Annotated in this window: 12 protein-coding genes; 11 read left to right on the top strand and 1 reads right to left on the bottom strand. The window is 39.9% G+C overall.

What is annotated here, in order from left to right:
* The first annotated feature begins 112 nt into the window (after positions 1–112).
* The 11 genes from BIV59_RS01570 (at position 113) to BIV59_RS01520 (ending at position 11,426) form a co-directional block, all read left to right on the top strand.
* Positions 113–1,492 (top strand): Mur ligase family protein, encoded by a 1,380-nt coding sequence (locus tag BIV59_RS01570; RefSeq protein ID WP_071349678.1) that lies wholly within the window; start codon positions 113–115, stop codon positions 1,490–1,492.
* A gap of 183 nt (positions 1,493–1,675) precedes the next feature.
* The gene (locus BIV59_RS01565; protein ID WP_071349677.1) at positions 1,676–2,407 is read left to right on the top strand and encodes a MurR/RpiR family transcriptional regulator; all 732 of its coding nucleotides are present in this window, start codon (positions 1,676–1,678) and stop codon (positions 2,405–2,407) included.
* Positions 2,408–2,530: 123 nt separating this feature from the next.
* On the top strand, positions 2,531–4,000 hold the full coding sequence (locus BIV59_RS01560; protein WP_071349676.1) for a glycoside hydrolase family 1 protein: 1,470 nt from the start codon (positions 2,531–2,533) through the stop codon (positions 3,998–4,000).
* Positions 4,001–4,032: 32 nt separating this feature from the next.
* Complete coding sequence (locus BIV59_RS01555) at positions 4,033–4,353, top strand: PTS sugar transporter subunit IIB (protein ID WP_071349675.1); 321 nt, start codon at positions 4,033–4,035, stop codon at positions 4,351–4,353.
* Positions 4,354–4,417: 64 nt separating this feature from the next.
* Positions 4,418–5,767: a PTS sugar transporter subunit IIC gene (locus tag BIV59_RS01550; protein WP_071349674.1), complete on the top strand. Its 1,350-nt coding sequence runs from the start codon at positions 4,418–4,420 to the stop codon at positions 5,765–5,767.
* 10 nt (positions 5,768–5,777) lie between these two features.
* Positions 5,778–6,014, top strand: coding sequence for a hypothetical protein (locus BIV59_RS01545; protein ID WP_071349673.1), 237 nt, complete (start codon positions 5,778–5,780; stop codon positions 6,012–6,014).
* 8 nt (positions 6,015–6,022) lie between these two features.
* Positions 6,023–6,925: an ROK family protein gene (locus tag BIV59_RS01540; RefSeq protein ID WP_170846064.1), complete on the top strand. Its 903-nt coding sequence runs from the start codon at positions 6,023–6,025 to the stop codon at positions 6,923–6,925.
* 28 nt (positions 6,926–6,953) lie between these two features.
* The gene (locus BIV59_RS01535; RefSeq protein WP_071349672.1) at positions 6,954–7,298 is read left to right on the top strand and encodes a PTS lactose/cellobiose transporter subunit IIA; all 345 of its coding nucleotides are present in this window, start codon (positions 6,954–6,956) and stop codon (positions 7,296–7,298) included.
* 36 nt (positions 7,299–7,334) lie between these two features.
* On the top strand, positions 7,335–8,663 hold the full coding sequence (locus BIV59_RS01530; RefSeq protein WP_071349671.1) for a 6-phospho-beta-glucosidase: 1,329 nt from the start codon (positions 7,335–7,337) through the stop codon (positions 8,661–8,663).
* 253 nt (positions 8,664–8,916) lie between these two features.
* On the top strand, positions 8,917–10,158 hold the full coding sequence (locus BIV59_RS01525) for an NAD(P)/FAD-dependent oxidoreductase (protein WP_071349670.1): 1,242 nt from the start codon (positions 8,917–8,919) through the stop codon (positions 10,156–10,158).
* A gap of 254 nt (positions 10,159–10,412) precedes the next feature.
* A complete protein-coding gene (locus BIV59_RS01520; protein ID WP_240501832.1) occupies positions 10,413–11,426 on the top strand; it encodes a M42 family metallopeptidase in 1,014 nt (337 codons plus the stop codon).
* 177 nt (positions 11,427–11,603) lie between these two features.
* Here BIV59_RS01520 and BIV59_RS01515 read toward each other — a convergent pair whose 3' ends face one another.
* Positions 11,604–14,693, bottom strand: a complete 3,090-nt coding sequence (locus BIV59_RS01515; protein ID WP_071349669.1) for an efflux RND transporter permease subunit — start codon at positions 14,691–14,693, stop codon at positions 11,604–11,606.
* Positions 14,694–14,762: the final 69 nt, after the last annotated feature.

The raw sequence follows: 14,762 nt of genomic DNA, 5'->3' as shown, positions 1-14,762 counted from the left end.
TCCCTAGTAATGGACAAAGATTAGGCAGTCTTTTTTAACGTAATCTCTAAAAATATTAAAGGTTATTGCTGGCATCATTCAATGTGGCTTCAGCATCGAAAGGAGAGATAGCTTGAAAACCTTATATCTGGAAAGTATTCTAAGGACCATGAAAATGGCCCCCTCTGTGTCACATGAAAATGTAAAAATTTTTCATGTGACACGTGAACTTTCTGAAGCTGGAAATAACACTGTTTATTTCAGGGTAAAAAAAGGAAGAAGACTTGATGGTAACAGGCTTAAGAAATATAAACATTTTTATATAGTGACGGATGAACTTTTTTCCAATATGGATGTGTTATCTCCATCCCAAATCATCAGGGTAAAAGATGTATTTAAAGCATTTTATTCATTCACATCATATTACAGACATTTATTTGATATTCCAGTGGCAGCCATTACCGGTACTTGCGGCAAGACCTCAGTGAAAGAAATGCTTAAGCATATTCTTACAAAAGATAGGACTGTCCAGGCAACTAAATCCAGCAAGAATGCCAACTGCTATAATATGCCTTATTTGCTTGGTATTGATGATAATACAGACGCTGCAGTTTTCGAGACAGCTGTTTCAAGGCGCGGAGACATGATGGAAGCCTGCAGGTATTTCTTTCCTACGATTGGCATTATTACGATGATAGGTATAGACCATACAGACAAAATCCCAACTTTAGAAGCTTATATAGCAGAAAAGGGTAAGCTGATGGAAGGCTTGCAAAACCGTGGAACACTTATTATTAATAGTGATGATAAAAATATCATGACAATCAATTTTTCCGGTTACTTAGGGAAATTAATGACCTATGGAAGAAATAAGAGTGCTTTTATGCAGATTAAAGAGATTCATTATGATAATGAATTCATGAAGTATAAGGTGTGCTGCCGAAATCAAATATACGAGGGGACTATTCCAGGAATGGGTGAGCATTGTGTGTATAATGCCGCTGCTGCCATAACTGCCGCAATGGAAATGGGAGTCGGCATACAGGATTCAATTAGCAGGCTTGAGACTTTTCCTTCATTAAAATCACGGTTTGAAATGATCAAGGGGAAAAATGATATGACCATAATTGACGACACATGGAAATCTAATCCAGCTTCTTTAGAAAGCGGACTGCAGACTCTAAAAAAACTTAAATCAAAATCCGGCAGGAAAATTGCTGTACTAGGCAGGGTAGCGGCACTAGGAAAATATGCCGATTCTGAATATGAAAGAATCGGCAAAATGGCTGTACAATCAGGAATAGATAAACTGATTACAAAAGGGTCCCTGGCTAAAGATATAGGAAAAGCAGCGGTAAGTGCCGGGATGAAAAAACAAGATGTTTACAATTCTGCAAATGAAGAAGATATACTGGAAATTTTTGATAAATGGCTTCTGCCGGGTGATATTGTCTATTTCAAAACTGGCGGAGACGATGAAGCGTTTGAAACATTCATTTCTTATTTAATATAGTTAAGCAGACACTTGGAAAATAAAATAATACATTATATAGATTACAGCGCTGCTGAAATAGCATCGCTTTTTCATGTTAAGTAACCATTTTGGAAAACAAGTTTTTATAAATTCATAAATAAAAAGGGTTTTCTCTTAAAATCTGAGAATAGATAGTTACATGAAAAATAAGGAGGAACGGAGATGTTTCCCAACAAAATAATTTCTTCTTTTAACGAACTGGAATATTCCCTTTATAATTATATTACTCAACATGCCAATAAAGTGATATATATGCGCATTCGCGAGCTTGCGGACGAGACACATGTATCCACTTCCACAATCCTCAGATTCTGCCGTAAAAATGATTGTGAAGGCTTCTCAGAGTTTAAAGTGAAGCTAAAGCTGCATTTAGAGAAAAGGGCAGAAAACAATTTAAAAAGTACACATCATGCATTATCAGAATTTGTTGAAAGAACCCTTAAGGGCGGATTTGAATCATATATCCAGGAATCATCACACCTTATAGCACAATCAGGAAGCGTTATTTTCCTCGGAATCGGCAGTTCCGGCATTATGGCTGAATATGGAGCACGTTATTTTTCAAGTCTTGGGAAATTTTCTCTGTATATTAAAGATCCTTTCTTCCCAATACATAACAGGCTTCTTGAAAATAGCATCACCATTGCCATGTCTGTGTCAGGGGAGACACACGAAATCATCAATTTAATAAAAAAACTGAAGGAGAAAGGAAGCACGATTATCAGCATCACCAATCAGAAAAACTGTACCATTGCAAATATTTCCGATTTGAATATTTCCTATTATGTTACAGAGGAATACATAGAAGAATCCAACATTACCAGCCAGATCCCTGTGGTGTACATACTCGAATCTATTGCGCGTGAAATTCACAGGAGCGGTAAAAGGGAATAAAAAAACACCTTGTTTTTCAAATGTAACAATTACCAAGGAATGAGGCAAATTACAGAATATTCAAAACTTATTTACAACATATTTGAAAGCGCATACAATTTAATCAGAAAGGAGGAGATGTCAATGATACATACAGGTAAGGGCCGCTTTCCTGATAACTTTCTTTGGGGTTCGGCCACAGCTGCCTATCAGGTAGAGGGAGCTTGGGATAAAGACGGGAAAGGCCCATCCGTTTGGGATACATACACAAAATTGCCTGGCACGACCTTTAAAGGCACTAACGGCGATGTTGCCGTAGACCACTATAACAGGTTCAGGGAAGATGTTGCATTAATGGCTGACATGGGGCTGAAAGCATACCGTTTTTCCATTGCATGGAGCAGGATATTCCCCAAGGGGAATGGCGAAACAAATGAGCTGGGACTTTTATTTTATGACCAGCTTATTGATGAATTGCTCAGATATAAAATTGAGCCGATTATTACGATTTACCACTGGGATGTTCCGCAAGGTCTTATGGATGAATACGGGGCATGGGAATCAAGGCAGATTATTGAAGATTTTAATGATTATTGCATAACCCTTTATAAACGCTACGGCAGCCGTGTAAAGTATTGGGTCACTTTGAATGAACAAAATGTATTTATCGGTCTTGGCTATAAGTCAGGGATTCATCCGCCGGGCGTAAAAGATTTAAAAAGAATGTACAATGCCAATCATATTGCTAATTTGGCCAATGCCAAAGCAATACAGTCCTTCAGGAGATATGTGCCAGGAGGCAAGATAGGGCCAAGCTTTGCCTATGGACCCAACTACCCATTCTCATGCCGCCCGGATGATGTGATGGCGTTTGAAAATGCAGAAGATCTGAATAATCATTGGTGGCTGGATATCTATTGCTGGGGGAAATATCCAAAAGCATCATGGAAGTATTTAGAAGAAAATGATCTGGCTCCTGATATCCATGCAGGTGACTGGGAACTTCTTGAATTTGGCCGGCCTGATTTTATCGGCATCAATTATTACCGGACCGGTACAGTAGAAATGAATCCGGCTGATGGAGTTGGCCAGGGGGACATGAATACGACCGGCCAAAAAGGCACTACTCCGGAAAGCGGCGTTCCAGGACTGTATAAATCTATAAGAAACCCTCACTTAGAAGCTACCAATTGGGATTGGGAAATCGATCCCGAAGGTTTGCGCATTGGACTCCGAAGACTTACAAGCCGGTACGGGCTGCCTATTTTGATCACTGAAAACGGACTGGGAGAGTTTGATACTTTAGAGGATCATGACATCATCAATGATGATTACCGGATAGATTACTTAAAATCACATGTTGAAGCCTGCCAGAATGCAATAAATGATGGTGTCATGCTGCTTGGATATTGTACTTGGTCATTTACAGACATCCTCAGCTGGCTGAATGGATATCAAAAAAGGTATGGTTTTGTATACATCAATCGTGATGAACACAGTGAAAAAGATTTACGGAGGATAAAGAAAAAAAGCTTTTACTGGTACAAAGAAGTCATCAAGTCGAATGGAAATCATTTGAATTTTATTCCTTCACAAACTGAGGAATCCAGATAACATCCTAAATTAAAAGCATAGGGGGAAAAGTGATGAAAAAAATTCTGCTAGTATGTGCAGCCGGCATGTCTACAAGCCTTCTGGTGAACAAAATGAATGATGCAGCAAAAGAGAAAGGGATAGAAATTGATATATTTGCTTTACCTGTATCGGAATGCTCCAGTGTTTCTGCAGAAGTTGATGTGGTGCTGCTTGGCCCGCAAGTACGCTACCAAAAGCCGCAGGTGGATGCCATCATAGCTGGGAGGGTGCCTGTTGAAGTTATAGAGATGAGAGATTACGGAATGATGAATGGAAAAGCCATTCTAAGCAGGGCGCTGGATTTAATGAGCCAGTTTGAAGAGAATTTATAATTTTTATTCTAGCTCCAATGAATTTAGTAAATAGATGTTTAATCCACTAAAGGGGGAAAAATGAATGGGATTCATGGCGGGATTTGAGGGGTTCATGGAGAAGGCTCTGGTTCCAGTAGCAGCCAGGCTCAACTCACAAAGGCATATTGTTGCTATACGCGATGCCTTTATCTTAGCATTTCCGATTACATTGGCGGGATCTTTGATCGTACTGCTGAACTTTGCCGTTTTAGCACCGGACGGATTTATTGCAAAAATACTTTTCCTGAATAAACTGTTTCCGCATCTTTCTGATTATCAGCATATTTTCACACCGGTCCTCAATGGTTCTTCCAATGTGCTGGCAATGTTCATTGTTTTTCTGGTTGCAAGGAATATGGCACTTGCCTTAAAAGCAGATGAGCTGCTATGCGGCCTGACTGCTTTATCCACGTTTTTTATTATTTACCCTGCCTATAAAGTCGTTGATGGAGCAAGCTTCCTTACTACGCAATGGCTGGGAGCTCAAGGTTTATTTGTTGCCTTGATTGTAGGATTGATTGTGGGTGAGCTTTTCAGCAGGCTGTCAAAGTCCAAAAAACTTCAGATTAACATGCCTGCTTCTGTCCCTCCTGCAGTTGCCCGAAGCTTCAAGGTGCTATTTCCTATTATCATCATTACCGTTGGGTTTTCAATTGCCAACGCGATCATTTTAGAAATTTATCCTAAAGGTTTACATGAACTTATTTATGCAGTCCTTCAAACTCCTCTTAAAAATCTGGGAACCAGTATTTTCTCGCTTGTTATTTTGGCTATTGTATCCAATCTTCTATGGGTATTTGGCATTCATGGACCTAATACGGTGGCAGCCATCCGTGAAGCCATGTTCGCTGAACCAAACCTTGAAAACCTGAATTATGTTGCACAGCATGGATCTGCATGGGGAGCTCCATACCCTGTAACATGGGCGATCAATGATGCATTTGCCAACTATGGCGGATCTGGAATGACATTAGGGTTGCTGATTGCTTTGTTCATTGTTTCTAAAAGGAAGGATTACCGGGAAATCGGAAAACTTTCAATCGCTCCAGGACTCTTTAATATTAATGAGCCTGTAATATTCGGATTGCCGGTAGTTCTTAATCCAATATTGATCATTCCTTTCATCCTTGTCCCGGCCATCAATGTTATCATCGGTTATACTGCCATTACCACTGGGCTCATTCCGCCAATTGCCTATCAGGTCCCATGGACAACACCTGGACCGTTAATCGCATTTTTAGGAACAGGCGGAAATTACGTTGCATTGCTGATCGGATTTGTATGTCTGGCAGTTTCCACAATTGTTTATCTGCCATTTGTATTAGCATCAAATAAAGCCGCTTCCGTTAATAATTCAAGCAGCAAGAAAAATCAGAAAGACCTTCCAGCATAAGGAAAGAACGATGAATACTTATAAAATAAAATTTTATTGCGGGCAAATTTCCTTTGTCCGCAAATTCTTTAATGAATATCAGGATGAAAAGGTAAAGACAGTTTTACTTTCAGAAACCAAAATAACAGCTGTTTTTGAGGTAGTCACTTCATTGTCAGGGCAAGAAGCTGAGCAGTATTTAATGGACATATTCAAAAAATCGAAATACGGACCGGCTCTGTATTATACCGCTAGTTGTATAAAGTAAGCATAGAGGTGAGAACAATCGAAAAATACCTTGCGTTTGATATAGGCGGGACAGACATTAAATATGCTGTTCTCGACAAAGAAGGAAACTTCCTCCAGAAGGGTTCGTATCCATCAAACCGTTTTGACGGTTCAGCTATTTTGCAATCCATTATAGGGCGGGCTTTACAGACGGAAGGATTGACTGGCATTGCACTAAGTGTGCCTGGATTTGTGGATCACAAAACAGGCTACATTGAGGTTGGCGGCGCTATAAGTGATTTTAACCGCTTTAATATCAAGGAATATCTGGAGGAACAGCTCAACATCAGCGTAAGTGCTGAAAATGATGTGAACTGTGTTGCTTTAGGGGAGAAATGGAGAGGCAATGCACAGAATGAAGCAGACTTCCTTTGCATGACAATCGGGACGGGAATAGGAGGAGCAATCTTTATCGATAACAAGCTCTACCGGGGAAGTACAAATATGGCGGGTGAATTCGGATATATGATTACTCAGGGACTTCAGAATAATCTGGCCGAAAAATGTACCCTGAGCTATACGGGTTCAATATATGGGCTGCGTGAAAGGTTTGCAAAATATAAGGGAGTTAAAGTGGAAACTGTTACTGGCTTTGATGTTTTCGATGCTTGCGAACAAGGAGAGCCACGCGCCCGGCATGAGGTTACTTCCTTTTACAATAGCCTGGCTATCGCTGTTTATAATTTGCTGTTTATGTTTAATCCGAAGAAGCTTTTTATCGGAGGCGCGGTAAGCGAGAGAAAGGAACTTATCAGTGAGCTTACGTGGAGAATACAAAGTATGGGCTCTTATGGCAAAGAATCTGCATTAGAATGCTGCGGGTTAAAAAATGATGCAGGCCTGCTCGGGGCGCTTTATCATCATTTGCAGGCTTGCACAAGTAAGATTTAAAAGGGCAGAAAGGGAGGATCAAAAGACGATGGAAGAAATGGAATTGACGGCATTTACTATTATCTCAAACGTAGGCACAGCCAAAAGTCTTGTCATGGAAGCTTTATATGCTGCTAGAGAAGGACGATTTGAAGAAGCAGAAAATAAGCTTAAAGAGTCCAAATCATATTTGATTGAGGGGCATAAATCTCATTCAGGCTTGATTCAGCAGGAGGCATCTGGAAAGAAACTTGAATTTTCCCTGATTATCATGCATGCAGAAGATCAAATGATGAGTGCTGAAACGATCAGCGATTTAGTTGCTGAAATGATTCTGATGTATAAGCAGATGGAGGCAATAAAAATCAAAATGGATGAGCGGCAGATACAATAAGATTATTAGTTAAAATTATTTACAGGAGGTTTTTTCATGAAACAAGGACTTAAAATAGTGACGATTGGCGGAGGGTCCAGCTATACACCAGAATTAATTGAAGGTTTTATCAAACGCCACGACGAACTTCCGGTCAGGGAGCTTTGGCTTGTTGATATAGAAGCAGGAAAAGATAAACTTGAAATAGTCGGAAATCTTGCGAAAAGAATGGTTAAAAAAGCTGGACTACATATTGATATTCACCTAACCTTGGATAGAAGAGAAGCATTGAAAGGCGCTGACTTTGTTACTACCCAATTCCGGGTAGGCTTGCTTGATGCAAGGGCAAAGGATGAAAGGATCCCTCTGAAATATGGAGTGATTGGCCAGGAAACCAATGGGCCAGGGGGGTTATTTAAAGGGCTGCGCACTATTCCTGTGATTCTTGGAATCTGCAAGGATATGGAAGAACTTTGCCCTGATGCATGGCTGGTTAATTTCACAAATCCTGCTGGCATGGTTACAGAAGCGGTTCTCCGCTACAGCAAAATCAAGAAGGTTGTAGGCTTATGCAATGTACCAATCGGTATGAGGATGGGGATAGCTAAGTCACTCGAAGTGGATCCATCACGTGTGTCAGTTAATTTTGCCGGATTGAACCATATGGTTTTCGGTCTTGATGTATTTTTAGATGGTGTAAGTGTAAAACAACAAGTCATTGATGCAATGTCCGATCCTGAAAATAAAATGACTATGAAAAATATAGCAGGGCTTTCATGGGACCCTGACTTTATTAAAGGGCTGGGAGTCATACCATGCGGATATCATCGGTATTATTACAAAACCAGCGAAATGCTTGAAGAAGAAATGGAAGCGTCGGCATCCGCCGGCACACGTGCAGAGGTGGTACAGGCTCTTGAAAAGGATTTGTTTGAACTCTATAAAGATCCAGAGCTTTCCATAAAGCCGCCACAGCTTGAAAAACGCGGAGGAGCATTTTATAGCGATGCAGCCTGCAGCCTGATCAATTCCATTTATAATGATAAACGGGATATCCAGCCGGTTAATACAATGAATAATGGTGCAATTGCCAGCATACCTGATGATTCAGCCGTTGAAATCAATTGTGTAATTACAAAGGATGGACCTAAACCAATAGCAATCGGTGACCTTCCTATAGCAGTGCGGGGGCTTGTACAGCAGATTAAATCCTTTGAAAGAGTGGCTGCTGAAGCTGCAGTTACAGGAAATTATCATACAGCGCTCGTTGCAATGACAATAAATCCATTAGTGCCATCGGATACCATTGCAAAAAAGATTCTGGATGAGATGCTTGAAGCACATAAAGAACACTTGCCGCAATTTTTTCAGAAAGCAGTACAGTAAATTCTGCTAAAGAGACAGGATGATTTCCTGTCTCTTTTTGATTCTTCCGTTATTAAATATTACTTCTTGATATTCATATTTCTCATTACTAATTTAATCGCCTCATTGTTTCTGCCAGGTTCACATATGCAGCTTTAGTATCAAAACAGGCAATTCTTCTAATCTCTCACTTAGGAACATACATGTAGGTTTGCTTTTTTAACTGTTAGGGAAATTATCCAGTATTGATGTAAAGATGCAGGAGGAATTGATTATGGATTTGAATACAGGAAAACTATATTGGAACGGAACACTCGAAGAAAATATGGAGTTTCCTCCATTAGAGGAAGATATCACTTGTGACGTTGTTATTGTCGGAAGCGGATCTTCAGGTGCTCATTGTGCCTATTTTATGGCTGAAACAGGACTAAAGGTTGTCCTTGTGGATAAAAGAGACATAAGCGGCGGAAGTACATCTGCTAACACCGGCCTGCTTCAGTTTTCGAATGATAAGTCCCTGACTTCCCTTATAAATACTTTTGGGGCGGAAGCTGCGGTCCGGCATGTCAATCTATGCGCGCAAGCCCTTCAAACCCTGGGTAACAAAATTGTTCCAAGCCTTGATGAAGATCCGGATTTCAGGTTTCGCCAAAGCCTTTACTTTGCTTCCGGAAATGAAGATGTTTCTATGCTCCAAGAGGAATATCAGCAATTAATAAAATATGGTTTTCCTGCAACGTACCTGACAGAAAATGAGATAAATAAAAGCTTCCCTTTTTCAAAACCAGCAGCACTGATTACAGATGGAGATGCAGAAATTAATCCTTATAAACATGCCCATTATTTAATTAAATATGCCCAGGACAAGGGGGTCAGGGTTTTTTCAAACACCAGGATTAATGGGAAAATATTAAAAGAAGACAAAACGATATTATATACAGATCAAGGGTTTTCCATTTCTGCAGATAAGGTTATTTTTGCAACAGGCTACGAAGCACAGGAAGAGGTGTCAGAAAGAAATGCTCAAGTAGTCAGTTCCTATGCAATTGCTACAAACCCTGTTTATGATGACATCGGGTGGAAAGAAGATATGATGATATGGGAAACGGCACGGCCCTATATTTATGCACGCCGAACAGCAGACCGTCGCATAATAATAGGCGGCCTTGATGAATATACCACATACAGGAACAAAAGGGATTCCATGATCATTCATAAAAGAGATAAGCTTATCGAAGAGCTTTGCAATCTATTTCCTTCGCTTAAGGGGAATGTGAAAGCAGAATTTTACTGGGGAGCATTTTTTGGGGAAAGCAAGGATGGACTTCCCACGATAGGAATGTATGAAAACTATCCAAATTGCTACTTCCTGCTGGGATACGGCGGAAACGGAACAGTGTACAGCATTATTCTTTCTCAAATTATCCGGGATTTAATTACAACAGGTTCACATCCAGATATAGAGCTGTACAGATCTGGAGGAAAAGAACGGAAAGAGTCTATTGCAGCAATTTAGAAAAGCAGGCGCTTGCCTGTTTTTTTATTTTGATATATTGCATGAATGCTAATAGTTAGGTTTGGCAATTTATGATAAATAGTCTTGTAGATCATAATCGCAGAGTGGCCAAATAGGCAAATATTAAGAGTATTAATAGATTTATAGGATATTTAAAACTATAATAAAATAGAATATTTAAAATAATTAAAAAGGTGATAAAAACATGCTAAAACTCTTGAAAACATTAACAGACCTTGCCGGGCCATGCGGGTATGAGCAAAATGTATCCTATTTACATAGAGGAATACTTAAGAAACAAAGTCGATTCAGTTTCCATTGATAGCATCGGCAACGTTATTGCCATAAAAAAGGGGGACAGGCCTGGCCCAAGAATTCTTATTACTTCCCATATGGATGAGGTAGGCTTTATCGTTAAAAAAATTGAAGAAAATGGACTTCTACGTTTTGAGAAGCTTGGCGGCCATGATGACCGAATATTATTGGCCAAGACTGTTAATTTGCTTGGAGATAAAGGTAATATCAGCGGTGTTATAGGCACAATATCAGCACATTATGTAAAATTTGATGATGCAAAAAAGGTGCGCAGTCATCAGAATATGTATATTGATATAGGCGCATCCTCCAGGGAGGAAGCAGAAAACCTTGGCATTGGAATTGGTACTCCGATTACATGGGAAGCAAATTTTAAATTGATAGGCCCTGAGGAAAAGCCTAAAATCCGTTCTAAAGCCTTGGATGATCGTGCAGGATGTACAGTAATGATCCAATCTTTGGAAGAATTAAATGAAACATCATTCGCAGGAGAAATTGTCCTTCTCTTTACGGTACAGGAAGAAGTAGGCTTGCGGGGTGCTAAAACAGCAGCAGAGCATATTATGGCAGACGCAGCGATAGCAATCGATACGACAGCAGTCAGTGATACTCCAGAAGAAACCATGGATCACAGCTTAATGCTTGGTGCTGGAACAGGAATAAAGGTTATGGATTTCAGTCTAATTGTACCTAGAACTATGAAAAATCTCCTGATTTCTTTGGCAAAATCAGAAAATATCCCATATCAGCTCGAGGTTTTCCCTGGAATCGGTACAGACGGCGGGGCAGTGAACTACGCAAATAGAGGCATTCCAACAGGTGTTCTTTCCATCCCTTCAAGATATGCCCACTCACCTGCAGAAGTCATCGATCTCAGTGATTTGGAAGCAACAAAAGATTTACTGAAAGCCTTTATACTCAGCATGGAGGAAAACCAGTCTTTTCGATTCTGAATCCCCAGTATAGATAAACATAACAAAAAGCAGGGTTATTTCCATCAAGGAACTGACTCTGCTTTTTTGGTTCTATATTTGCAAAGGTAAATATGTTTTTGAAGCTGTGATGTTCCATGCAAGCTAAATCTCCCATAAAAAAACAGGGCAGCCCGGGTTTATGCGGGCTGCCTATACTCATTTTTCCTGTTTTCGCTGTTTTTTAGCTTTCTTGAAGAAGAAAAGCTCATATACAACAGGAACAATGATTAATGTTAACAATGTTGAAGATGTAAGCCCCCCAATTACTGTGATTGCAAGGCCTTTTGAAATTAAGGTTCCTGTAGAAGATGTAAGTGCCAATGGTATTAATGCTGTAATCGTTGCAAAAGCAGTCATTAATATAGGGCGTAGCCTAGTTTTTCCTGCTTCAATCAGCGAGTCGCGAATTGTTAAGCCTCGGTCGCGGTTTTGCCCGACTCTGTCTACAAGCACAATGGCATTGGTGGTTACAATTCCGATAAGCATTAAGAATCCAATCATTACACTTACCGACAATGGCTCTTTTGTAATAAATAATCCAATTAATGAACCTACTGGAACAAATATCAGGGACGAAAGGATAACAAATGGTATACGTGCTTTTCCGAACGTGATTAACATAGTCAGATACACAAGACCAATAGCTACGGCAATAGCAATGCCAAGGCTTTGGAATACCTGGGCCGTATCGTCGCTTCCACCGCCGCTTTCAAGTGAGACAGATTTTGGAAGGCTAAGATCTGATTTAACCCCATCAGATATTTTTTTCGTAACCGCCTGCACATCATTGCCTTTTACCTGTGCGGTTACACGGGCGTATACCTTGCCATCAAGTCTTTGAATGGAAGTAAAGCTGTCTGACTTCTTCACATTCGCCACTTTCGATAATGGGACAGGGCCTTTATTTGAAAAAATCATTACTTTCTTCAAATCATCCGGAGAGTTAAGGCCTTCGCTATAGGAAAGCTGGACGCTTTGAAGTTTTCCATTAAGCTTAAGCTCACCGGCATCCACTGGACTCGTTTGGTCATTGATGGTACCGAGAATCTGTCCTCCGCTTAATCCAAGGGCAGCTGCTTTTTCTGGATCAATTTCAACCAGATACTGAGTTTGTTTGTCAGAGAAATTATTTGTAACATATTTCAGGTCTTTGTCTTTATTCATATAGCTTTCAACCTGTTTGGAAGCCTTTTGCAATGCATCCAGATTGTTCGAATAAAGATCGATATCTACATTATTATTAGTTGGGGGACCGCTGGTGTTAAGCTCCGCTATATTGATTTTCGTTTTCGGAGCATCATTTTCTGTGATTTTTTCAAATTCTTTTTGAAGCTTTTTAATGGAAGCTTCCACATCTGCATTTTCTTTAAGATTAATAAAATAGCTTGCCTTATTTTCAAGCTTCAGGTTAGTTTGATAATCACGGCTGCCGATGCTTGCTGTTACTTGTTTAACATATTCTTTTTCATCCAGCATTTTTTCAATATCCATTGAAACTTTATCTGTTTTTTCCAAGGAAGACGCTGCCGGGAGTTCAATGGAGGCGTTTAATGTGCGCTGTTCTTCATTCGGTATGAAAGTAAAGCCAAGAGTGGGCACAATGGTAAAAGAACCAGCTAATAATAATATTGAAACAACTAAGATGATGATCTTATGATTAAGAGAAGCAGATATCATTCTGCCGTACACTCGCTGAAGTGCCCCTTCTTTTTCTTCCTTCGGTATTTTCTTGAAAGCAAACTTCGCCATAATAGGGACGATGGTTACTGCCACTAATAATGAGGCAAGAAGCGAGAAAACTATAGTCAGTGCAAAAGGAAGGAAGAACTTCCCTGTAATTCCCCCTACAAAACCAAGAGGGAGGAATACAACGACTGTAGTAATCGTTGAAGAGGTAACAGCCTTCAGAATTTCCTTTGTTGATTCCAGAATGACATGATTGGTCATCCCTTCTGAAGATTTACGTACCCTCCTGAATATATTCTCAATGACAACGATACTATCATCCACTACCCGGCCGACTGCAACAGCCATACCGCCCAAAGTCATTATATTAAGCGACACATTCAGCTGTTTGAGGAAAATCGCCGATATAAGCAGGGAGAGAGGAATTGATATGATCGCAATTAATGTCGCCCGGATATTCCTAAGGAAAAGGAGGACGGCAATGGATGCGAATAAAGCTCCAAGAAGGCCTTCTTTAACAAGAGAAGATACAGATTTTTTTACGTCTTTTGCTGAATCAAGACCGATAGAATAATCGAGCTTATTGTCATATTTTTTCAATACCTTCATAACCCCATCAGCCACTTCAACTGTATTGGCATCCTGTTTTTTTGTAATAGCCATAGACAGCGAGCTTTTAAGGTTATACCGCGTTTTTTCCTCCTGCTTTGTAACAGTTTCCACTTTGGCTATATCTTTTAACAAAGTGGGCTTCGCTGATTCCCGCTTTTGTCCTTGTCCTGCGCTGCTGCCGGGCTGAACTGTATTCTTGCCAGCTGCCTGGGAAATGGCGGAATTAAGCTGCAAGCCTTCCAGTTCTTTTACTGTATCTAATTTTTCTTCTACGCGAATCGGGATTTTTACATCAGAATCCTTCAATTGGCCAGCTGGGAATGAAATGAATTTTTCATTGATTTGATCTTTAATGGCACTTAGGCTTAAACCGGATTGCTCTGCCTTTTTCTTGTCGACGGTTACCTGCACCAATTGATCCTTAAAGCCGCCAACAGAGACGCTGTTTACTCCATTTATTTTTTTCAGCTCCGGTATTACATCTTCTTTAAGCAGCTTATCTATATTTGTTGAGCCTTTGCCAAATAAAGAAATATTGTAAATAGGGAACGAGCCGAAAGACAATCGATTAAGCTTCACACTAACTTTGTCAGGCAAACCCGCATCTTTCACAAGAGAATTCATTTGCTGTTCAATTTTATCTAAATCTGTATTAAAAGGAAATTCTGCATTCACAACTCCCACGCTTTCGTAAGCGGAGCTTTGAATGGTTTTGACACCCTCAATCGATTTGAATTGATCTTCTAACTTTGAAACTACCTGAGTGCTGACATCATCCGGCGAAGCACCAGGATACACGATTTCTGCAGTAATCTGCGGGAACTCAATATCAGGAAACTGAGTTACCTGAAGCTTTGAAAAAGAATAAATCCCTCCCAAAATAAATAAAAAAGAAATGATAAAGATAGCTACAGCATTTTTCAAACTGAATTTTGTTAAAAAGCTCATCCGGAATTCCCCTCATTTCAACTTAGTATTCCACTTATCAAGTGATAAACAGTTTGCAAACAAATACAG

It is taken from the genome of Bacillus sp. MUM 13 (genome assembly GCF_001866725.1).
Taxonomy (GTDB): domain Bacteria; phylum Bacillota; class Bacilli; order Bacillales; family DSM-1321; genus Peribacillus.
This window is presented reverse-complemented; position numbering and strand designations above follow the sequence as displayed.